The sequence below is a fragment of the Maribacter sp. genome (genome assembly GCF_049667165.1).
Taxonomy (GTDB): domain Bacteria; phylum Bacteroidota; class Bacteroidia; order Flavobacteriales; family Flavobacteriaceae; genus Maribacter_A.
Genome location: NZ_JBATHS010000021.1, coordinates 1 through 22,313, shown reverse-complemented (window position 1 = coordinate 22,313; position 22,313 = coordinate 1). Strand labels below are relative to the sequence as shown.

General features: G+C 42.1%; 16 protein-coding genes. 4 read left to right on the top strand and 12 right to left on the bottom strand.

Annotated elements, in window-relative coordinates; genetic code table 11:
* The 4 genes from WBM98_RS00915 to WBM98_RS00900 all read left to right on the top strand — a co-directional run.
* Positions 1-2,338 (top strand): agarase (locus WBM98_RS00915; RefSeq protein WP_424364129.1); only part of this gene is annotated, 2,338 nt, incomplete at its 5' end.
* A gap of 26 nt (positions 2,339-2,364) precedes the next feature.
* Positions 2,365-4,203 carry an alkaline phosphatase D family protein gene (locus WBM98_RS00910; protein WP_424364128.1) on the top strand — a complete coding sequence of 613 codons (1,839 nt, stop codon included), beginning with the start codon at positions 2,365-2,367 and terminating at the stop codon, positions 4,201-4,203.
* 54 nt (positions 4,204-4,257) lie between these two features.
* Positions 4,258-5,031 carry an enoyl-CoA hydratase/isomerase family protein gene (locus tag WBM98_RS00905; protein ID WP_424364127.1) on the top strand — a complete coding sequence of 258 codons (774 nt, stop codon included), beginning with the start codon at positions 4,258-4,260 and terminating at the stop codon, positions 5,029-5,031.
* Positions 5,032-5,048: 17 nt separating this feature from the next.
* The gene (locus WBM98_RS00900; protein ID WP_424364126.1) at positions 5,049-6,494 is read left to right on the top strand and encodes an aldehyde dehydrogenase family protein; all 1,446 of its coding nucleotides are present in this window, start codon (positions 5,049-5,051) and stop codon (positions 6,492-6,494) included.
* A 42-nt stretch (positions 6,495-6,536) separates the two neighbouring features.
* On the opposite strand, the gene WBM98_RS00895 is transcribed toward WBM98_RS00900, so the two are convergent.
* The 12 genes from WBM98_RS00895 to WBM98_RS00840 form a co-directional block, all read right to left on the bottom strand.
* The gene (locus tag WBM98_RS00895) at positions 6,537-9,059 is read right to left on the bottom strand and encodes a glycosyl hydrolase 2 galactose-binding domain-containing protein (protein WP_424364125.1); all 2,523 of its coding nucleotides are present in this window, start codon (positions 9,057-9,059) and stop codon (positions 6,537-6,539) included.
* Positions 9,060-9,070: 11 nt separating this feature from the next.
* Entirely contained in the window at positions 9,071-10,885 is a 1,815-nt protein-coding gene (locus WBM98_RS00890) for a DUF5060 domain-containing protein (protein WP_424364124.1), read from the bottom strand.
* Positions 10,886-10,920: 35 nt separating this feature from the next.
* On the bottom strand, positions 10,921-11,628 hold the full coding sequence (locus WBM98_RS00885) for an SDR family NAD(P)-dependent oxidoreductase (RefSeq protein WP_424364123.1): 708 nt from the start codon (positions 11,626-11,628) through the stop codon (positions 10,921-10,923).
* Between the two features lie 80 nt (positions 11,629-11,708).
* Positions 11,709-13,517: an arylsulfatase gene (locus WBM98_RS00880; protein WP_424364122.1), complete on the bottom strand. Its 1,809-nt coding sequence runs from the start codon at positions 13,515-13,517 to the stop codon at positions 11,709-11,711.
* Between the two features lie 17 nt (positions 13,518-13,534).
* Positions 13,535-14,557: an L-rhamnose/proton symporter RhaT gene (locus WBM98_RS00875; RefSeq protein ID WP_424364121.1), complete on the bottom strand. Its 1,023-nt coding sequence runs from the start codon at positions 14,555-14,557 to the stop codon at positions 13,535-13,537.
* A gap of 31 nt (positions 14,558-14,588) precedes the next feature.
* Positions 14,589-15,632 (bottom strand): aldose epimerase family protein, encoded by a 1,044-nt coding sequence (locus tag WBM98_RS00870; protein WP_424364120.1) that lies wholly within the window; start codon positions 15,630-15,632, stop codon positions 14,589-14,591.
* A gap of 8 nt (positions 15,633-15,640) precedes the next feature.
* Positions 15,641-16,732, bottom strand: coding sequence for a mandelate racemase/muconate lactonizing enzyme family protein (locus tag WBM98_RS00865; protein ID WP_424364119.1), 1,092 nt, complete (start codon positions 16,730-16,732; stop codon positions 15,641-15,643).
* Between the two features lie 7 nt (positions 16,733-16,739).
* Complete coding sequence (gene aldA / locus WBM98_RS00860) at positions 16,740-18,194, bottom strand: aldehyde dehydrogenase (protein WP_424364118.1); 1,455 nt, start codon at positions 18,192-18,194, stop codon at positions 16,740-16,742.
* Positions 18,195-18,219: 25 nt separating this feature from the next.
* On the bottom strand, positions 18,220-18,984 hold the full coding sequence (locus tag WBM98_RS00855; protein ID WP_424364130.1) for an SDR family oxidoreductase: 765 nt from the start codon (positions 18,982-18,984) through the stop codon (positions 18,220-18,222).
* 25 nt (positions 18,985-19,009) lie between these two features.
* Positions 19,010-20,026, bottom strand: coding sequence for a zinc-dependent alcohol dehydrogenase (locus tag WBM98_RS00850; protein WP_424364117.1), 1,017 nt, complete (start codon positions 20,024-20,026; stop codon positions 19,010-19,012).
* A gap of 35 nt (positions 20,027-20,061) precedes the next feature.
* Positions 20,062-21,285, bottom strand: coding sequence for a glycoside hydrolase family 117 protein (locus WBM98_RS00845; RefSeq protein ID WP_424364116.1), 1,224 nt, complete (start codon positions 21,283-21,285; stop codon positions 20,062-20,064).
* Positions 21,282-22,313 (bottom strand): DUF4982 domain-containing protein (locus WBM98_RS00840; protein ID WP_424364115.1); only part of this gene is annotated, 1,032 nt, incomplete at its 5' end. The genes WBM98_RS00840 and WBM98_RS00845, both read right to left, overlap by 4 nt.

Sequence of the window (22,313 nt, the reverse complement as noted above, 5' to 3'; positions counted from 1 at the left end):
AGATAACAAGATGCAATATCCAAATAAATACAAGCCAATTGTAATATTCACTTGTTTAACACTTGGGATACTTCTTTCGTGTAAAACCAACAATCGGGAGGCACAGGAATTGGCCAAAGTATGGGATTATGATTCCCAACTTGTCCTTTACGATTTTGATCAGCCAGCCGAGAAGATAGGTTTTGAGATTCTCGATGCAGTGGCGGCGATCGATCCAAATGAAAAGGCACTTAAAATAGATTTCAAAAAAGATGTAAAATTTTCTAGTGTTGAGTTTAAACCGGAACAGCCGTGGGCATTTGGTAAAGGCAAACAGTACTGTTTGGTTTTCGATGCAAAGAGTGTTGGGGATGAATCGACCTTTCTGACGGTTGATGCGGTCAGTGCGACTGGTCAAAAAACCAGACGTATCGTAAGTATACCTCCCGGGGATTATAATTCATTTTTCTTTGAACTTACCCCACATAAGGATGATCTTAATAGTGGGTTACGCGACACCTATCCTGCTTGGGAGACCAATGCCATTCATATGAAAGTGAGTGGATTGCTCTATGAATCTGATTTTTCGGAATTAAGTTCATTGAAATTCTATAGACAGCAAGGGTATAAAGACAAAACGCTATTGTTGGACAATATCCGTTTGGTCGAAAGCCCAGAAAGGGATGAGGCTTTTTTAAAGGGAATCGTCGACAAATATGGTCAGAATGCAAAGATGGAATTTCCTATTAAGATCCATTCCGATGAGGAATTACAGGCCAAAGCCAAAGAGGAACTTAATTCATTGGCAGAATATGAATTAATGCCCGATAGAAGTCAATTTGGAGGTTGGAAAAATGGCCCAAAGCTAAAGGCTACCGGTTTCTTCAGAAAAGAAAAGGTCAATGGCAAATGGGCCTTGATAGACCCCGAAGGCCACCTGTTCTTCTCTATTGGGCTGGCTAATGTTCGTATGGCAAATTCCACAACTTATACCGGAATTGATTATACCGATGAAAAATTAAAATATAGGGATCCAGAGGATGTAACCCCTGAGGATTCGAAAGGTATTATCGAGGTGCCAGTGGAAATCATGAAAACGGGACATGTGATCAACAAATCCAGAAATGATATGTTCGTCGATCTTCCCGCTTATGATGATGCCTTGGCAAACCATTACAGCTATCGTAAAGAATCGCATCTTGGACCTATTGAACATGGGCAGACCTATAGTTTTTATCGGGCCAATTTAGAGCGAAGGTACGGAGAGGAATATCCTAATTCCTTTTTTGATACATGGTTGGAGGTTACAGAAAACCGTATGCGAAACTGGGGATTTACCTCTTTCGGAAATTGGATCGATCCTGCGTTCTATCCTAGGAACAAGCTGCCCTTTTTTGCAAATGGATGGATTATTGGCGACTACCAAAAGGTATATTCAGGATTGGATTATTGGGGACCAATGCCTGATCCCTTTGATCCAGAATTTGAACGACGTGCGAAAAAATCGATTGATGTGGTTGCCGACGAGGTTAAGAACAACCCTTGGTGCATAGGGGTCTTCGTCGATAATGAAAGAAGTTGGGGTGCCGAGGGTGAAATACGCACACATTATGGGCTTGTATTGGATGGATTGTCAAAAGGCATGGATAGTTTTCTGAAAAAGAAGAGTATGGAAATTCTGCGTTCTAAATATAGGACCATTTCCGAATTGAATTCAGCTTGGAAAACTGATATGACTTCCTGGGAGGTCTTGGAGAACGGTATCGATTATAAAAGTAGGGAAACATTCAGTGACGCCATGATTGCGGATCTATCTACATTGTTAGAGGCTTTTGCCACCAAATATTTTGAAGTTGTCCATGATGCGTTGGCGGTAAAAATGCCAAACCATATGTACTTGGGGTGTCGTTTTGCGGTATGGGGAGTTACGCCAGAGGTACGTAGATCCGCTGCTAAATTCGTAGATGTTTTTAGTTACAATTACTATAAGGAAGGTATTGGCGAAAAGTATTGGGAATTCTTGGCAGAAGTAGATATGCCCACCATCATCGGCGAATATCATATGGGAGCACCCGATTCAGGATTGTTTCATTCTGGTTTGGTACAAGCCACTGATCAAAAGGATAGGGCAAGAATGTGGAAAGACTATGCCTATTCGGTAATCGATAATCCATATTTTGTGGGGGCACATTGGTTTCAGTATTTGGATTCCCCATTAACGGGAAGGGCCCATGATGGTGAAAATTATAATGTCGGTTTTGTCTCTACAACGGATATTCCCTACCCATCAATGATTAAAGCGGCCAAGGAAATAAATACAAGCTTATATACCCGACGTTTTGATACCTTAGGGAATTGATTTATAACATCCAATAAAAAATGAAAATGAAAAAACTGGTATGTATTGGCTGTTTGATGGTTCTTAAAATGGGTCAAGCACAAGATGAAAGTATTATCCGATTGCCTGAAAATATTCAGGCAGAAGATCGAATCGCCTTTGCCTTGTATACGGTTCATGAGAATACGTTAAAACTCACCGCGCAATTCAACCCTATAAAGAATGTGGAACCCTTTTTGGCAAGCTTGGAGATTGAAGTGGAAGGGAAATGGGTTGAGCAAGGGCAATCAGAAATTGTATATCCCGGTTATACGGCACCCTTCAAAATCGAAAATTGGGATGATACCAAGGATTTCAAATATCGGGTGGCTCATAATAATACGGCTTTCTACGAAGGAATAATACGCAAAAATCCTATTGGTAAAGATGAATTCGTATTGGCTGCGTTGACCTGTAATTCTATGTATCCAGAGCATGGGGGCGATTTACCGAAAACCGATATTGTAGATAATTTGGTCAGGCTTCAACCCGATTTGGTCTTTTTTTCAGGGGACCAAGTGTATGAACATAGTGAGCATTATTTGGCTTGGTTGAAATTCGGAAGGGATTTTCGTGAGATTTTCAGGAATATCCCTTGTGTTATTATTCCGGATGATCATGATATAGGACAAGGGAACCTATGGGGACAAGGCGGGAAAAAGGCAGACGCACGAAGAGGTATTTCGGGAGGGTATTATATGCCAGTGGAGTACCTCAAGGAAGTAGAAAGGGCACAAACCAGCCATCTTCCCGATCCTTATGACCCAAGACCCATTGAACGTGGCCTTGGGGTCTATTATACCGATTTGAAATGGGGCGGAGTTAGTTTTGCGATTCTAGAAGACCGTAAATTTAAATCAGGGCTATTGGAAGTGGCCAAAGCCAATCCTGATATATTTCCAGAGGGTCCTTATGAAGCCATTTTTGACCCAACGGTCGATACCAAACGATTTGACATCCCAGGCGTTACCCTTTTAGGGGAACGTCAATTGAAGTTTTTGGAAGATTGGACAACTGATTGGGAAAATGCGGAAATAAAGACCGTATTGTCACAGACCGTATTGGGGATGATCGATAATTATACCGGCAAATATGATAAGGAAATATTCGCCGATTTCGATTCCAATGCATGGCCCCAGACCGGCAGGAACAAGGCACTAAAAGTAATTCGAAAAAGTTTTTCTCCCATGGTTTCAGGGGATACACATTTAGGAACCGTTGCCCATCTTGGAGTTGATGAGTTCAATGATGCCGGTTATAATTTCACGACCCCTGCCATCGCCAATTATTGGTTGAGATGGTGGCACCCAAAACTAAAGGGCAAGAACAAAGAAAAAAATGCTCCGTATTATACAGGTGAATTTTTGGATGGCTTTCAAAATAAAATGACCGTTTTGGCCGCCGCCAATCCTACGTTGCCAGAGATTGAGGAAGGGGGCAAATTGTCTACACGTGCCGCTGGTTTTGGTATCGTACGCTATAATAAACCGAAGCGAACCATAACGTTCGAATGTTGGCCCAGAAATGTGGATATTCATGATTCCAATAGTAAACAGTATACCGGTTGGCCCATAACCATAGCCCAAACCGATAACTTTCAGATAGAGAACGGATATCAATTGCCTACCCTTAAACTGTCTTTGGAAGATCAGGTGGTTACCGTTAGGGATTCCAAAACCAAAGAAGTGATTTCCTCCTTACGTATCAATGGGAACATATATCAGCCACAGGTTAGGGCCGAAGGAAATTACGATTTGGAGATAGGCGAGGAGGCATCCAAGCAAATCTTTCAGGAGTTTGAAGCCATAAAAAGGAATAGAAAAATCATAAACGTTCAGTTGAAATAGGCTTTGGATTGTAAAGAATTCAATACCTTGATACAAGGTAATTAATACTGCAAAATGGATTCAGGGATTTATTTAGAGAAGCATAATGGAGTCGGTTACATCATGATTAATCGCCCAAAAGCGAATTGTTATGAAATCAATTTTATGAAAGAAATGATTTCATGTATCCATGGCGCCGAAAACCATCAGGATATAAAGGTCATCGTACTTAAAAGTGCATTGGAAAAGTTTTTTTCGGCTGGAGCGGATATCAAGGTGTTTCAAGCGAATAGTGTCGAGCAGAATAAAATTCTGGTCACGCATGCACAAAAAGTGGCAACCCTGCTTTCTGAAAGCCCAAAAGTGACCATAGCCGCAATTAACGGACACGCTCTAGGCGGTGGATTGGAGTTGGCCATGGCTTGCGATATCAGATTAGGATCGGATAAGCCCTATCTATTAGGGCTACCAGAAATTAAACTTGGGTTGATCCCAGGTAATGGAGGTTCCCAACGGTTGATTCGATTGATCAATAGAACAAGGGCCTTGGAGTTATTGTTAACGGGCGATACCTTTGACGGACAGGAGGCCTATGAACTCGGTCTGTTCAGTCAACTTTACCCCAAGGATGAATTTGATACGGCAGTTACCGCCTATGCCGAAAAATTGGCTAAGGGTCCTGCCCAAGCCATGTCAGCCATTAAAAAATGTGTAAATCAGGGTATTGAACTATCATTAAAAGAGGGACTGGCTTTGGAAGACCAATTGGTTGATCCTCTCTATGATTCGGAAGACGCTAAAGAAGGGCTTAGATCATTTTTAGAAAGGAGAGATCCTCAGTTTAAATAATTATAAATTTTTGAATTATGGCAGTCAAAGAATACAATTGTTACATCAATGGAGAATGGATCAAGAAGAGTTCAGGTGATAAAATAGAAGTTGAAAACCCCGCTAACGGAGAGGTTTTTGCCTCATTATATATTAGTTCCATAGAAGAAACACAATACGCCCTTGAATCGGCAGAAAAAGCTCAATTTTCCTGGCAAATGCTTCCGGCCCAAGAGCGCGCGAAGTATCTCTATGCAATTGCCGATAAATTACGGGAAGAAAAAGAACATTTTGCCAAACTTTTGGTCATGGAGCAGGGCAAAACATTGGTTGAGGCCCGATATGAAGTTGATGATACGATACGATATATGACGTATTCTGCCGAAGCGGCTCGAAGAATACAAAGCGCGATTTTCCCATCGGATCTACCGAACGAACAGCTTTCGATCCATAAAGTTCCTTATGGAGTAACCGTTGGGCTTATGGCGTTTAATTATCCATTGGCACTTATTGGTCGTAAAATTGGCCCTGCCTTGGTGACCGGTAATACCATGGTTATCAAGCCTTCGGAATTGACTCCAGTTACGGCATCTGAATTTTGCCGGATAATTGATGAGGTCGGTTTGCCCAAGGGAGTGATAAGCATGGTTGTCGGCTATGGGCATGATGTAGGGGCTTATCTTGTTGAAAGTCCTATAACCAAGCTGATTTCGATGACGGGGAGTACACGTGCCGGCCAGGCGATTTTTAAAGGAGCATCCCAAAATATTGCGGGTCTTGTCTTGGAATTAGGGGGCAAGGCACCTTTTATCGTATTGGATGATGCCGAGATCGATAAAGCTGTTGAAGCTGCCGCCGTTTCCCGATATGCCAATTGTGGTCAAGTGTGCATATGCAATGAAATGGTCTTTGTCGACCACAAGATCGCAGACGAGTTTACCGAAAAACTCCTAAAAAGAGTTCAAAAAATACGTGTTGGGGATCCCATGACCGATGTTGATATGGGGCCAAGTTTAAGCCCTAAAGGGTTAGAACATATAGCCCATGTTGTTAAAGAAAACATCGCCCAAGGGGCAGAATTATTGTTGGGGGGCAAGCGACCTGAAGGAAAAATGTTTGAAAAAGGGAATTGGTATGAACCCACCATTCTAACCAATGTAAAACCTGATCAAGCATCGATCCAATCGGAGATGTTCGGCCCTGTACTCCCTATTGTAAAAATAAAGGGCTATGAGGAAGCGAAGGAACTGTTGAACAAGCGCGATGATAGTCTTTCCGCCTACCTCTATACGCAAAATCATAAATTGATCATGCGGTCAATCCAAGAATTCCAAATCGGCACGATTTTTATCAATAAACCGATCGTAGGATATATTCAAGGGTACCATTCAGGTCATAAAAAAGCTGGGACTGGTGGAGAGGATGGTGTTTATGGCATTGAACAGTACTTGCAGAAGCGAACCATTTATATGAATTATGAATAAGTACATAATGGTTAGTGCCTTGGGTTGACTTATGTTGCTACATTAGTCATGAAAGCCTTTGGCGCGTGGTGTTTCTGTGCCACTCTTCCAGTCACTTTGATTTTCCTTGGTCATCATCGGGAAGAAACGATAATAGTTTCCATAGGTAAATTCCCCGTTCCTTTCCCTGATGGTTTTGCCCATTTCTTTAAACTGCATGGAAGCGGCCTCTTGGTCGCCAATGAGGAACATATAATTATTTGATGATAGCTCTACTCCATTCGTATCGATCAAAGATAATTGTACCTTAAAATTATCTTTTACATTTTCCAGAATATCAACATCGATATCAAAGAATTTTTCAGAACTATTGGGTTTGATTTGATGTATCGTGTAGGCCTTCTCATTTAATGTTTCCCCCTCTGCATTTACTATTTTCAATTTAATTTGACAGTCCTTATATATGTTGTAAAAATCATTCACAATCCATATTTGGCTTTGGAAGAAATCTGTATTTTGCCATCTACGTTTATTGAATTTTAAGTTGACCAATAGGGGTTGATAGGCAGTCTTCACATAGTCATACGACCGTTTTGGTTGCTGATAGTTATCGATTATGCCCCATTTCATATCTGGCCAATAGGTGATAAAGTGACATAGGGCTATACCACTGACCCGGGGTTTGCCCCTTCGGAAATGTTCTACCGAAAGTTGAAAAATAATACCTTGGGCATCTTGTGTAGCGTTGACAAACTCTTCCAAGGAACCGGTCTTTTCGTCCCCGAAAGCATCGAAGTTCTGTGCTCTAAGTCGGTCTAAATCGGCCCAATGATGCCCCCAGCTCAATCCTGGTGGCCATAATTCATTTTCAGGTATAAATCTTTTTAAACTTTCAACAGAAGGAACCGAGGTAATGGCCAATTCCGGGACTATTGGATAATTTAATGCGGAAAACCAATCCTCCATAAGCCAATTTCCCATAGAATAAAAATAAGCCAATGCATGAACGGCCTCTTTGGGTTTGTAGCCGACGCTCAATGCGGTTTCAGAAGTCAAGGGGGAATCAGGTACATACGGCAAGTTGATATACTGCTGTAATGAGTCCCCTAAGCGAATCAGAAAATCATTGGTGAATTTTGGATCGGAAGCGCGTAAAAATACTTCCTCACCACCTTCAATAAGAATCAAACAGGGGTTGTTCCTGCGTTCTTTGATGACAGCCACGGCCTCCGCTATAGTTCCATCAAGAAATTCCTTCTCCCGGGATAAATTTCCGGTACCTAAGGGAATCACGTCTTGCCACACAGTAATACCGGCTTCATTGCATAATTGATAAAATTCTGGAATCTCAGGGGGGTGCCAACCAAAAATACGGATGTTGTTCATGTTAGCCTCTTTTGCCATCTGTATGAGCTTCATGTACTCTTCTACGGAGGTTCTCCCAAAGAAGATATCAGGAGGACCTCCCCAACAGGCCGAACGGATAAAATGGTTTTTCCCGTTGATTTTCACCGTACGCGGAAAACTAACCTCATCTTTGGAAAAGCCCGGGTTCCATTCCATCTCGACCTTACGTAAACCGAATGTGGTGGTTTTTCTGTCGAGTTCATTTGGTCCTTCTTTTATGATGACTTCAGCTTGGTAAAGATTGGGTTTTCCCAAATCCCAAGGCCACCACAGTTGCGGATTTTTGACCAAAATGCTCTTCTTGACCTTATGGGTTCCCTGGGGTACTTTAACGATTACTTTTTCCTTTATGGGTTTTGATGTAAAGTTCTCTCCTTCCAATACGGCTGTCACGGAGATTTCTTTTGGTGTTTTTGTGGTGTTTTCCAATGTAACTTCAACATGGGCATAAGCAGTACCATTGTCGTTCAAGGTTGAAGAAATATATAGATTCTCTACCCTGACCTGACCCGTGGCCACCAATCGTATGGGCCTCCAGATTCCAAAAGGAACCAAGTCGCGCCAATAATCACCAAACCAAGGGGTTTTTCGACCTGCGACCTTGAAATTCACTTGTGGGGGCGGATCAAGTTTGATCATCAATATATTCTGGCTCGATAATCGATTTTCCGAAGTTCGTATACTTTGCGTGATATCAAAGGAAAATGGGGAGAAGGCACCTTCATGGCTCCCTAGATGGGTGCCATTCAACCAAACTTCACAACTATAATCCACACCTTCGAAATCGAGGCGCACAACCTTGTCCCCTAATTCCTCGGTGACGTTAAATTGTAGGGCATACCACCATTCATCATACATGACCCACTGTGCCTTGGCCGTATTTCTCCCAAAATAGGGGTCTTCAATAACCCCGGCTTTCCAAAGGTCGGTGTAAACATCGCCCGGAACCTGTGCGGGGTTCCAAACAAGGGTTTCAATGTCTTCTGCCGGCAGTTCATGTAGCCCTTCCTGAATTCCTTGGCCAGGCCTCATTTTTTTCATTTTCCAACGAAAACCACTGAGGTCTTGAACAATTTGGCTCTGTTCTTCAAATGAATCTATAGTGCCTGGTTGGGCATTCCCCACCCAGGAAAAGGTGATGGTTAGAAATAGGAATAGTTTACGACCTACGGTTTGCATGATTGATGGGCTTATTTGCGTTCAATTAAAACGACCCAATCCTTATTCTGTTCCTTCTTAGTAGGAGGAGGGCCTAGGGATTGCTTTCCAGGGCCTGCGATGGATTTTGTTTTTCCTTCTAAGAGTGCACCTCCTTTTCTAGGGTTGTACCATGAAACCGTATATTCGTTTGCTGAATTCCCAAGATCCAAAGTCGATTCCCCACCATTTTTTAAAAACACGACATACGTATCTCCCGGTTTTGCCAAAACATAATCACCTTCAGATGATATCAATGCATCATCGGAATCCATTTTCCAATACGGAATCTTATTGTTGTTGAAGAACTCCAAGCAAATTCTTCCTTGATCCCAGAAAAGATCACGGGAACGGTAATCCTGGCAGGTCAAATCTGAATGTGGATGTGCATACCCGAAATACCACTCGGTACCCCATGCACCCGCCATCAAGGCGCCCCAAAGGCCATTTTTTCTGGCATTATCATGTTCGGGGTTCTCGGCATCGGGCAATAATGAATGTTGTGCATCCCCAGGTTCGTCAACAGCTACTGCCCAAACTTTTCCAGCATCCTTGGCCTCGTTCAATACTTTCAGCGTTTGTTGGTGTACCCTACTGAAATCCGCTTTATTGGTTTGTAAGGAGGCTCCTGTAAATTTGGTGGTTGGACCGTAAATTCCGTTAAACCAGTTACCATTGTGGATCACTATGTGATGATCGTAAGGGTCTATGGAAGAAACATATTCCGCCAAACGAATGCGCTCAGCAGCATCCAAAGGAAAGGTCGGTGGCGTTTCTGTCCAATCCCCGGTTTCTTCGGCAAGGTTCCAATTTAAGGCCAAATGATGGCCGAAACGGGCTATTAATTCCCGAAAATATAATTTTGTAAAAAGACCGGTTCCTCCATTATCCAATAATCCTTGGTTTTCAAATTCAAGGGTTTTGAAATGTAGGAACATGCCCAATTTATCGGCATGCTCAAATAGTGTTTCCCATTGATCTAGTTTTGAAGTATCAAAACGATCCCAAGTATCATAATCAACATAAGGGAAGACATTTTGGTCATCACCGCCGATATTCATGGTTAAAAAAGAAAAGGCATTCATGCCTTTGGATGCTAAGTAATTGATAGCCCCGATGATTTCCTTGCCCTTGCCATTTTGCCATGTTGGATCGCCTTCATTCCAATCCTTTAAGTGGGCATCCCAGGTCTTTACGAGATCATCTTTATGCCCGTCGTTTTGAAAAGTACCATCGAATTGGGTATAGGCCAGAAAGTTTTCCGGGGCATCCGAACCACATTTTAAAAAGTACTCCCCATTTTGAAATTTTAAATAACGCTCGCCAACATATAAAAGAAACCCTTTTCCTCTAAAATCCCTTCCCGTCTTATCGGTCTCGGCAATTTCGAACGTTCCTTTGGCGCCATCCATGAATTCGCCGCTTTTCAATTTTTCGGAAGTGCGCACGGCGGCCCATTTCCCTTTTTTAAAATCGACTTCATAGGTCCATTCTCCAACTTCATTGGGGGTAAAATGGACTTTCCAGCTATTTCCAGCTATTGCGCCTGTATTCCCCGCATCGCCATCGGCAGCAAAATAACCAGGAATATTAAATATTTGCCCTGTTCCAGAATGGGTGAAAACAACATTCAATTTATAGGATAAAAAGGGATTCTCTTCGGCCTGTTCCGAAGTTTCAGGCCCATCGAATTCCAAGGTGATCTTATGCCACTTTTTCTGCTCCCCAGTTAGCTCTTGCGCTGCCAGTCCATGTAGAAGAAAAAGTGTTAGCAGTAGGTAAAATGAGGTGATGATTGGTTTTTTCATTAGTGTTCTTTTTAAGATTTTCTTCTTTATATTGATTACCAAGGAATCGGTTCCCCAGTGTCTGAAATAAAATGACCAGTATCTTTCAAGGTCAATTGTGATATGGTCTGCGCCATATTCCCCACTGCCTCTGAGATGCCAGTAGTGGCTTCCGGGCCACCCATGGCTGTGCGGACCCAACCTGGGTTTAAGGCTATCACCGTAATTTGTTTGTCTTTCAGTTTTTCTGCCAATCGTATTGTAAGGCTTTGCAACGCGCATTTACTGGCCGCATAGGCATCGAGGCCATTTTTAGGATTGATATTCCATTCCAAGGATCCCATTCCGGAAGAAAACTGAATCAGTTTGGCACCAATACCCATAAAAGGAAGGACGGCTTGTGAAACTAAAGCTGGCCCTATGTAGTTTACCCTAAAATGGGTTTCGAAGGTCGCCATGGTCCATTGACCAAATTCTTCTTCAATAGATATCCCGGCATTGTTTATCACAACTGAGATTGTGGTCCCTAATCGTTTTAATTGCTTGGTGAAATTGGCAATGGATTTTTCGTTGGTCACATCCAATTCGAATAGCCATAATTGTTTGTCATATTCTTTTTGCAGTTTCTGTAATGCCTCTGACTTTTTGGGGTTTTTTGCCGTAGCCAGGACCGAAACACCTTTCCTCAAATAATACGTAACAAGGCCCAGGCCTATTCCGCGATTGGCACCGGTAATTAAAACACTATCCATATCGTTATTCATCTTTATTGTTTTAAGGTGTTTCTTTTTTTTGTACGTATTGATTTTTATTCCTAAAAAGGAGGATGGAATACGACTACATATCAGCTTTCTGGGACTCGTTCAATATAGGTGTAATACACACCATACATATCCCCATCTTCCTCAAATTGGCTTTCTAGCATCGTCTTCCCGGGTTCTAAATCGATTTCAAAAACAACACGCTCATCATTAGGTAAAACATTCTTTTCATACGTTTTTCCAAAAAGGCTAATCTTGACTTTTTGGGGTGTTATTGGGGTATAGGAGAAAAGTCCTTTAGGATTTTCTTTGGGGATGCCCTGAATGCTTCCTGGACATTCCTCCGGCCAACGCCTACAACTAAAACGATAGGTACCTTTTTTCAATATCTCTATCGGATGCAAAGCATTCTTATTTTTAATACCTGCAGCGATTTCCTCTTGTTTCCAAATTGGGCCATCTTCACCGATGGCATGTTGCACCGTTAGTTTGGTTTTTTTCTGACTATCGCTTCCTATTTTTTTATAGGCTAAAGACCTGTAAGTTTCCTTTTGCTCGGCTTGTGAAATAAAATTCTCGTTCTCTCCTAGTAATTTGGATACGATTTCAGGATATTCTTCTTTGAGATTATTCAATTGTTCGGGATCTTCAATTATATCGTACAATTCATCCCCATTTAATAATCGCCATTTTCCGTTCATGATACAGGAACCTTCGATAGGTTTAGGGGGACGATAATCTTGGCGGTGGTGTACGAATACCGTTCTCTCCTCGATTTTCTCCGTCTGGTTCAATAATACTTTTGAAATATCGATGCCATCCCCATTAAAATTTTCGGGTAATTTTAGATTTGCCAAACCGGCTAGGGTAGGTATCAAATCGACATGGGAAGTCAATTCATCAATATCTTTTCCGCCCATGATCGCCGCTTTGGGCCATCGAATAAAAAATGGGACCCGATGCCCTGCTTCAAGTTTGTCGGATTTCCTTCCTCTAAATCCTTTATTCCATCCCAAACTATAGTCCTCACTGACCCCAAATTGACTGCCATTGTCGGTACAAAAAATCACGATCGTATTATCGTCCAATTCCAACTCCTTTAAAACCTTGTCCAACTTCCCAAAATTTTCATCAATATTGGTAATCATACCATAGAACTCGGCGCTGGGTATCTTTTTGCCTTCCAATGATTTGTAGGGGCCTGAATAATTTTCGGCCACATATAAGGGATGATGAGGTGCATTGGTAGGCAAGTAAATAAAGAACGGCCCCTCTTTGTTTTCCTTTATAAAATCAATCGCTTCATTGAACCACACATCGGTACAATACCCTGTAAACTGTTGAGGTTCGTTGTTGACCAAATAAGTATCATCAAAATAATTATTTCCCCAATAATCGGAGAGTTCGCCAACCCCACCCGAACTATGGTGTACGGCATAATCAAAACCTTCATCCGTTGGTCTTGCGGGATAGTTGTTTCCCAAATGCCATTTGCCGAACATGGCCGTGGTATACCCGTTTTCTTTAAAAACCTCAGGCATGGTGGGTAGTGTGCCATGTAGCATATCCCTACCTTTAAAAGTAGCCCAAACCCCATTATTTATAGGGTAAACACCGGTAATCAAAGCAGAACGTGTTGGCGTGCATAAAGGGCTTACATGAAAGTCTGTAAGTCGTACGGATTCTTCATAGAATTGATCAATATTCGGGGTTTTGATCCAAGGATTGCCATGGCAAGCTACATCCCCTATCCCTTGGTCATCGGTCATGACCAATATGACATTCGGCCGTTCAGAAAAATCAATGATTTTCTTTTCCTCTTGTTTCACTTTCTTGCAGGAAAATAATAACAGGATGATTAGAAAAACAGTTTCCGAATGGAATTTATGCATAGTTATTTTTTCAAGATTTATGCTAAACCATTACCATAAGCAATGATCACAATGCCAATAATCATACATGCCAACCCTGTATATAAAATGTTTCTTGCCTTTGCCGATGCTTTGACCCATTCCAACGTGATAATACCACTAACAATGGCTGTTGCTACTGATGCGGTATTGAATATGGCATAACCAACAGTATTGCCTGAAGCACCTAATTTTGATGCAGCAAAAGCAAATAGGGCGGAAGCTGCATAATGGAAAACGGCCATAATCAGAATCAGGAAAAAGTTTTTACCAAAAGAAGATGATTTAAAATCACCCCAAGCTTTTTTCTTATTCAATTGCCATAAGAAATAGGCCGTCATTACGATGCCCCCACTAATGAATATAGGGAACATGATGGCCACTGCCGTAATCCAATCCGCATTGCCTTGCGCCACACTGGCTTCATGAAGATAGGGCCGCCCAACAGCATTGGCATAGCTAAACCCTGTTGCTAAAAGGCCTCCTATGACAGCAATCAGGATTCCCGTGGTCATAGAACCTTTTTCTGACTTTTCCTCTTCGTTTTCTTTAAGTTTGGATTCATCCTTTTCTCGGGTCAAGCCTGCTTTCCCATTAAGGATAACTCCTAAAAGCACTACCAGAATACCAAGTAGGATTATTATTAATACATTATTGGGAGGAAGACCATCAACAATAAAAGGCAATAATGATCCTATTAGAATTACAGTTCCGATAAAAATGGAAAAGCCCAATGAAAGCCCAATATGGTTTATAGCCTTGCTCCACATCATAACCCCTATCCCCCAGAGGAAACTGGATAGTCCCATTTTAATCCAAATATCAACAGGCATATTCCCGAAGATTTCTCCGAAGCCATTGATCAACGATATTGAAGCGATAATGGGAACCACAAACATGGTCAACAAGAAAAAGAGACTCCAGGTATTTTCATATTTAAACCCTTTTGTGAATTTTTCTGGTAGGGCATATAAGCCCAACATCAGTCCCGCAAAAATTGCCCATAATACTCCTTCTGTCATAATTTATGATTTGTTTGGTTGTTTTATGTTCTTACCATTTAAATTTATAAATGGTCGTACTTTCATATTCCTCACCTTTGTTTAAAATACTTTTGGGTGATTCAGCGATATTCGGTCCGTTGGGATACCTATGGGTTTCACAACAAAAACCACGGTACTTTCCATATTGCTGGCCCGATTCCCGTTTAAGTTCATCCGAAGTATATTTGCCGGTATAAAGAAGCATGCCGGGTTCTGTGGTGGAGATTTCCAAAGAACGACCACTTTTTGGGTCTTTGATTTCTGCAACCCTATCTAAATCGAATCCTTTGTTTTCAAAAAGATAGTAGTGTTCAAAACCATCACCCATGGCTTGGTGTACATCACCAATTTTTTTTGCGATGCGCAAATCATCCGGTGCCCCGATCACTGATGCATTTTCCCCGGTGGCGGCTCCTGTGTCATCCCAAACTTGCTTTTTGTCGGATAGTACTTGAACCGTAAGACCTTCAACCGAATCAACAAAGCCTGAAAGGTTGAAATAGGTGTGATTGGTCATTGTAAATGGCGTATCGGCATCCGAAGTGGCCTCATAGTTGATTTTAAGGGCATTATCATCGGTCAATGTAAAGGTTACCCTGACGTCAACATTGCCCGGGAATCCTTCTTCTAAATCCTTGCTCAGCAATTCCATTTGAAGTTTGGCCGAATCATTTGCAAAGGGCTTTACAGTCCATATTTTTTTATCAAATCCTACCTTGCCACCATGTAGATTATTATCGCCAACAATCTTAGCCAATTCGTATTGTTTACCATTTAAAGTGAATTTCGAATCCTTTATTTGGGAGCAGTAACGACCGACAGTGCCCCCAAAATAAGGGGCATTGGATTTGTATTCAGGGGAAAAGTAACTTTTTAACGTATCGAATCCACATACGATTTCTTCAGGTGCACCCTCTTTTTTAGGTAAGACAATGGATGTAATCGTAGCGCCGTAATTCATGATCTTGACCCGCATTCCATTATCATTTTCCAAGGTATATAATCGTACTTGGTTGCCTTCCAGTGCTCCAAAATTAGTTTCGACAGTCTTCATAGTTTCAATTATTGTTTATAGGGGTTTAATTTTTCCCAATCAAAAATCACCCCTGTTCCTGGGTAATCAGGTGCAACTGCTCTATGATTCTCTACGACCAGCGGTCTTGTGGTGTATTCATCGATGGGAAAACTATGAACTTCCAACCAACCGGAATTGGGTTGGGCTGATACCAAACTTACATGTAATTCCTGCATACCGTGTGAACAAGCGGGTATACCATTTTTATCGGCCAACCTGGCCGCTTTTAACCATCCTGTTATCCCTCCGCAATTGGATGCATCGGGTTGGATGTAGGATAGTTTGGCTTGGTCAAAGGCATATTCAAATTCATGAATGGTATGAAGGTTCTCACCCATAGCCAGAGGAAAGCCAGTTCTATCCACGATTTCGGCAAAACCCTTGTAATCATCTGGGATAATGGGCTCCTCGAACCACAAAATGTCATATTGTTTAAAACCATCTATGGCCTTTATGGCTTTCGCTACCGACATGGAATAGTTGGCATCGACCATAAACGTAATATCGGGACCAATATATTCCCGTACTGCTTTGATCCGTTCTAAATCCTCATCAAGGTTTTCACGTCCTATTTTGATTTTAACCGCATTGAAACCATTGGACAAATAGGTTTTCATATTGTTCAGCAATTTCTCAATAGGAAATTGCAGATCAATACCACCACAATAGGCCTTACAGGTATTACCTGCCCCACCGGCCATTTTCCAAAGGGGCTGCCCGGCTTTTTTGCATTTTATGTCCCATAACGCGATATCGATGGTAGAGATGGCAAAAGATGCGATGCCTCCACGACCCACATAATGAATGTGCCATTCCATGAAATCATAGATGCCGTCGATATCGGCCCCATCCTTGCCCACCAATACAGCGGCAAAATCATGGTCGATCATGGCCTTTATGGCATGTCCACCTTTACCGCCGGTATAGGTGTATCCTGTTCCTTCACTACCATCTTCCAAGGTGATGGTGGTAGTCACCAGTTCAAAATGTGTATGATCCCCATGTTTGGCATCATTTAGAACCTCTGGCAATGGAACCTTGAAAAGTTCGCTTACTACTTTTTTTATTTTAGTACCCATCAATCTTCTACGCCTTATGTCTTATATAAAAAGTCTTTTTTTCCAAATACTGTTCAAATCCGTATTTACCATCTTCCCCACCGGAACCCGATAACTTGTATCCGTTGTGGAACCCTTGATGTTGCTCCCCATGACCTCGGTTTACATAAATTTCACCGTATTCCAGTTCATCATTGCATTTCATGATCGTATTCATGTCGTTTGTGAAAACCATGGCCGCCAACCCATATTCACAATCATTGGCGTATCCTATGACTTCATCGAAAGTCTTAAATTTCAATACCGGTAAAATGGGTCCGAATGATTCTTCGTGAACAATGGTCATATCTTGGGTAACATTGGTAAGTACGGTAGGTTCAAACCAATATCCTTTTTCAAACGCTTTACCTTTAGGTCGTTTGCCACCAGTGGCTATAGTTGCGCCTTCTTTTACACTCACTGCCACCAATTCCTCCATATGTTCCAATTCGGCCTTGTTGACTTTTGGCCCCATATCGGTATCCTCAAGCATAGGGTCGCCAACTTTCAGCGCCTTGGTCTTGGCAATGAACTTTTTCATAAAGGTGTCATAGATTTTTTCATGAACGTACATACGCTCATTACAGGTACAGACTTGCCCACAATTATCAAAACGGGAATGTAAGGCTGCATCAACGGCAGCATCAATATCGGCATCGGCGAATACAATAAATGGTGCCTTGCCACCCAATTCCAATTGTACATGGGTCAAGTTTTGGGCTGCGGTTCTTGCGATCTCCTGTCCTACCGGAGTTGACCCTGTCATAGTCACCATTTTGGTAATAGGGTTTTCTACCAAGGCTGTTCCCATAACGCGCCCAGAACCAGTCAATATATTGATTACACCAGGGGGGATACCCACTTTATTGGCTATATTGCCTAATTCCAAAGTCGCCAAGGGAGTTTCCGAGGTGGGTTTTAAAACTACCGTATTACCAGCAACAAGCGCTGGTCCCAGCTTTCTGCCAGCCAATGCCAAAGGAAAGTTCCATGCGGTTATGGCCACCACAACACCCCTTGGTATTTTTTGGATCCATATTTGTTCGTTGGGATTATCGGAAGGAATAATATCACCCTCGATTCTACGGGCACCTTCACAGGCATATTCAATAAAGGAAGCTGTAACGGCTACTTCGAACTTGGCAACCTTTAAAAGTTTCCCCTGCTCTTTTACCAATAGTTCGGCCAAGCGATCCGTATTCGCTTTGATTTCGTCAGCAAATTTATAGAGTAGATCGGCACGTTCGCGTGGCGGAAGTTTCTTCCAAGATTTCTGTGCTTTTTCGGCCGACTTCAATGCTTTTTCAACATCTTCGACGGTGCCGCTTTGCACTTTTGCTATAACCTCCTCCGTTGACGGACTGATTACTTCTTGGGTTTTTCCTGAATTGGAGGTTACCCATTTCCCATTTATAAATAATTTGTATTCTTTTATTGCAGTCATGTTTTACACTTTTGTATTATTTGGATTATCTACCCATCCAACCGCCATCGACTAAAATGATAGCTCCGTTCATATAACTGGCAGCCTCAGAGGCCAAGAATACGGTTGGTCCGGCGAAATCTTCAGGTTGGCCCCATCTTCCTGCTGGAATACGCTCTAATATTGATTTGTTTCTTTCTGGATTATTGCGCAATGCTTCCGTATTATCGGTAGAAATATATCCTGGTGCAATCGCATTTACATTAACCCCTTTTCCAGCCCATTCGTTGGCAAAAGCCATGGTCATTTGCCCAATGGCCCCTTTACTGGCTGCATAACCTGGTACCGTAATTCCGCCTTGGAACGTCAACAACGAAGCCGTAAAGATTATTTTACCATAACCCCTTGCTACCATTTCCTTACCTATTTCCCGAGTGAGGATGAACTGTGCATTTTGGTTTACTTCAATGACCTTGTCCCACATTTCATCTGGATGCTCTACCGCAGGAGCTCTTAGAATAGTACCGGCATTATTGACCAAAATATCTATCTGGGGATGTTCTTTTTTTACGGCTCCTATAAATTTGTACAATGCTTTTCTATCCGAAAAATCACATTGATAGGCACTAAATTTTCTACCTATGGCCTGCACTTCTTTTTCAACGGCACTTCCCGTTTTTTCCAATGATGCGGAAACCCCTATGATGTTGGCACCTGCTTCGGCCAAACCAATGGCCATGGCTTTGCCGATTCCCCTTTTACAACCAGTGACCAATGCTGTTTTTCCTTTTAAGCTAAATTTATCTAAAATGCTCATTTTTTAATTTTTTAGGTTTTTATAAGGTACAATCCATCAAGACTTTCATGCCATCAGGATTATTGTCTATGTTCTCGAATACTTTTTGAATATTGCTCAGAGGTTGAACATCGGTGATCATTTCCTCAAAGGGCAATTCGTTGGCTGTGATCAACTTGATTGATTTTTCATAATCCTCTTTTTCATACACCCGGGCCCCGATCAATTTTAATTCTTTCCAGAAGAATTTAAAAAGATCTACTTCTTTCTTTTGCCCATGAATGGCCACCATTACGATTCTTCCCCTGATTCCTGCCACTTCGGTCATGACATCCAAAGCAGGTTGTACTCCCGCTACTTCAAAGACCACATCGGCCAGTCTACCTTCTGTTTGCTCACGGACATATTTCACCAAATCCAATTTCGTTGGATTTACGGCATTCAATCCCAATTCTTTAGCCTTGTTGATACGTTTTTCATTTACTTCGGAAACAATTACGTTTGCTCCCGCTTCCTTGGCAACCATTGCCACCAATAGACCAATGGGTCCACCACCCAGCACAACAGCCGTTTCACCGGCTTTTAGTCCACTCATCCTGACATCATGGGTTGCGACAGACAAAGGTTCTATCAATGCTGCTAGTTTTAAATCGGTATCTTTTTTTAATTTATGTAGGGTAAATGCGGGTACGTTCCAGTATTCTTGCATCGCACCGGGACTATCGATACCTATGAATTTCAATTCCGCACAAATATGGTTAAAACCCTTATCGGAGGGTTTTACCAACCGATCATCCAAAGGGCGGACCACTACTTTGTCCCCGATGGCAAAATCTGAAACCCCTTCACCGACGGCGTCTATGACTCCTGACATTTCGTGCCCGATGGTTTCGGGAATGTGTACACGTTTGTCCATCATTCCGTGATAGATATGCACATCGGTTCCGCAGACACCGACATATGCGACCTTGATCCTGACCTCGCCATTTCCTGGCTGTTCAATTTCCTTTTCAATGACATTGAAGGTCTTGTTTCCTTCGTATAATGTTGCTTTCATATGTTTGTAAAATTTTATATTCTTTAAGGTAGTTTTTATTTTGCCGATTCTCCTTTCGCCACATGGGTAGTTTTACGCTCAGAGGTAAATCGCATGATACTTTGATAGTTATAGTTATTATAAACATGGGTAAGTCCCCATCTTAAAATTTCGGTCGGCTCTTTTTCATTGTCAGCGGACCGGTTTAAACCAATGGCATGGGCATTTACCCCTGGGATTACTGACATGATTTCGAAGTTGATACCATCAGGCGCCCATTGAATGGTGTTTTTTTCAGGTCCATCGGTAGTTATTAGAGCTGCAATACCACCGTTGTAGGGCCAAACACATATCTCATGGCCACTATTGCTTATGGGATTGTAGGGCGATTTTACATAGGGGCCTTTTGGGTTGTCGGCAATGGCGACCCCATGACGAATTTGTCTGCCACCGAAGGTAATTTCCTCGCCCATCTGCTCGCCTTTGTAATAAAGGTAAAACTTGCCTTTATAAGGAAGAATGCAAGGGTCATGCACTTTATGGCTATCAAAATCACCTTTTTTTTCCACAAGAAAACGATTTTGTTCCGTTCCTTTCCATATGCCGTTGTCGGCAGGACTTAGGATTGGTTTTTTACTTTTGGTCCAAGGACCATCAGGACTATCGGCCCACGCCAAACCGATTTGGTTTTTCACACGTACATTATATGGGGATTTTACGGTCTGGTAACACAAATAGTATTTGCCATCGTGCGCCATAATCTCGACCGTAAATACGGAACGGTCATCATAGGCACCTTTTTCGCCCCGAGGGACCGCCAGACCTTCTTCTTTCCAAGTGTACCCGTCTTCGGATGTGGCATACCAAATATCGCATCTGTCCCAAGGAAATACCTTGTCGTTCTCAATATCACCACCAAAGCCTTGGGTAGGGCCAGTACTTCTGCTGTACCAGACATAATACTTGCCATTGACTTTAATCATGGCGCTGGGATCCCTTCTTACGACCCCCTCTTCATAAGCCAAATCACCTTTCAAGGGTTCCAGTTCATTAAACTCAATAAACCATTCATTCCCTATGTTTGGCCATTTTAAGGCCCTTTTCGATGCTGCACTAAGGTATTCTTTGTTGGTAATACCTAATTTGTCCATTTGCTCATCGGAGATTATCATGGAGTCCTCTTTCATATTCTTTTTATTTTCGTTTTTATCCGTTGGCGCATTACAAGCTGCCAGTATTGACAGGCATACGATCGGAATAATTGCTTTTTTATATATCATTGGTTATCGGCTGGTTTTATTGAAATGGCAAGCTTGTTGCTTTTTAGGTCACCTGAATCGGCTCTTAGATCAATTTCAGACGGCTTCCTTTGGGTTTGAATGATCAATAAGCATCTGCCTTGACTGGTCTTAATTTTGTTCGATTGAAAGTCTTGAACATTGTCGTTAGCTCCGTTATCAACGCCAAGTATCTTGACCTCTCCATCGACCATGAACGTAATTTCCCGTTCCTTGTTTTTTACGGGGTTACCGTCTTTATCGACCAATTGGGCAACAATATGGGCAACATCATAGCCATCGGCCCTTAATTCGGTATTGTCCACGGTAAGTTCAATAGCATTGGGTTCTAGGGCGGTTATAAGTACGGTTTCTGCGGGTACGCCCCCTTTTATGCCCTTTGCTGTTAGGGTACCTTTTTCAAAAGGTAAGGCCCACTTATAGATATGGTCATCAAAATCAGCTAGTTTTTTAATACCAAATGATTTTCCGTTCAAAGTCAATTCGACTTCTTCGCAATTGGAATAGACTTCAACAATAACCGTTTCTTTATCTGAATAATTCCAATGCGCATTGACATCGTGCCAACCCCATAAAGCTTGTTCCCATGCTCCGGGCTTTTTCTCCACGGGATTTCCTGAGCCATCGATTTTATATATCGATTTCTTTTCGGTTTGTGTGGCAATGTGTATATGGGGTTTGTTTTGCCATAACGATTTGAACATATGGTATGCTGGCTTTTCGAACCCGGCCAAATCCAACAAACCGCTTGAACTCCCTTTTTTGGGCCAGCCCCCATTGGATTCGCCCATATAGTCGATTCCTGTCCATAAAAACGTTCCAGAGATAAAAGGTCTTTCCATCACCGCTTTCCATTCGTGCCATTGACCTAGATTTTCAGTTCCCATGATGGGTTTGTCGGGATAATTTTTATGACCATAATCATAGATGACACGCCTATAACTATAGCCGACCATATCCAAGGCATCAATATAACCCGATTCGTAACTTGAGGAAGGTAGTATACAGTT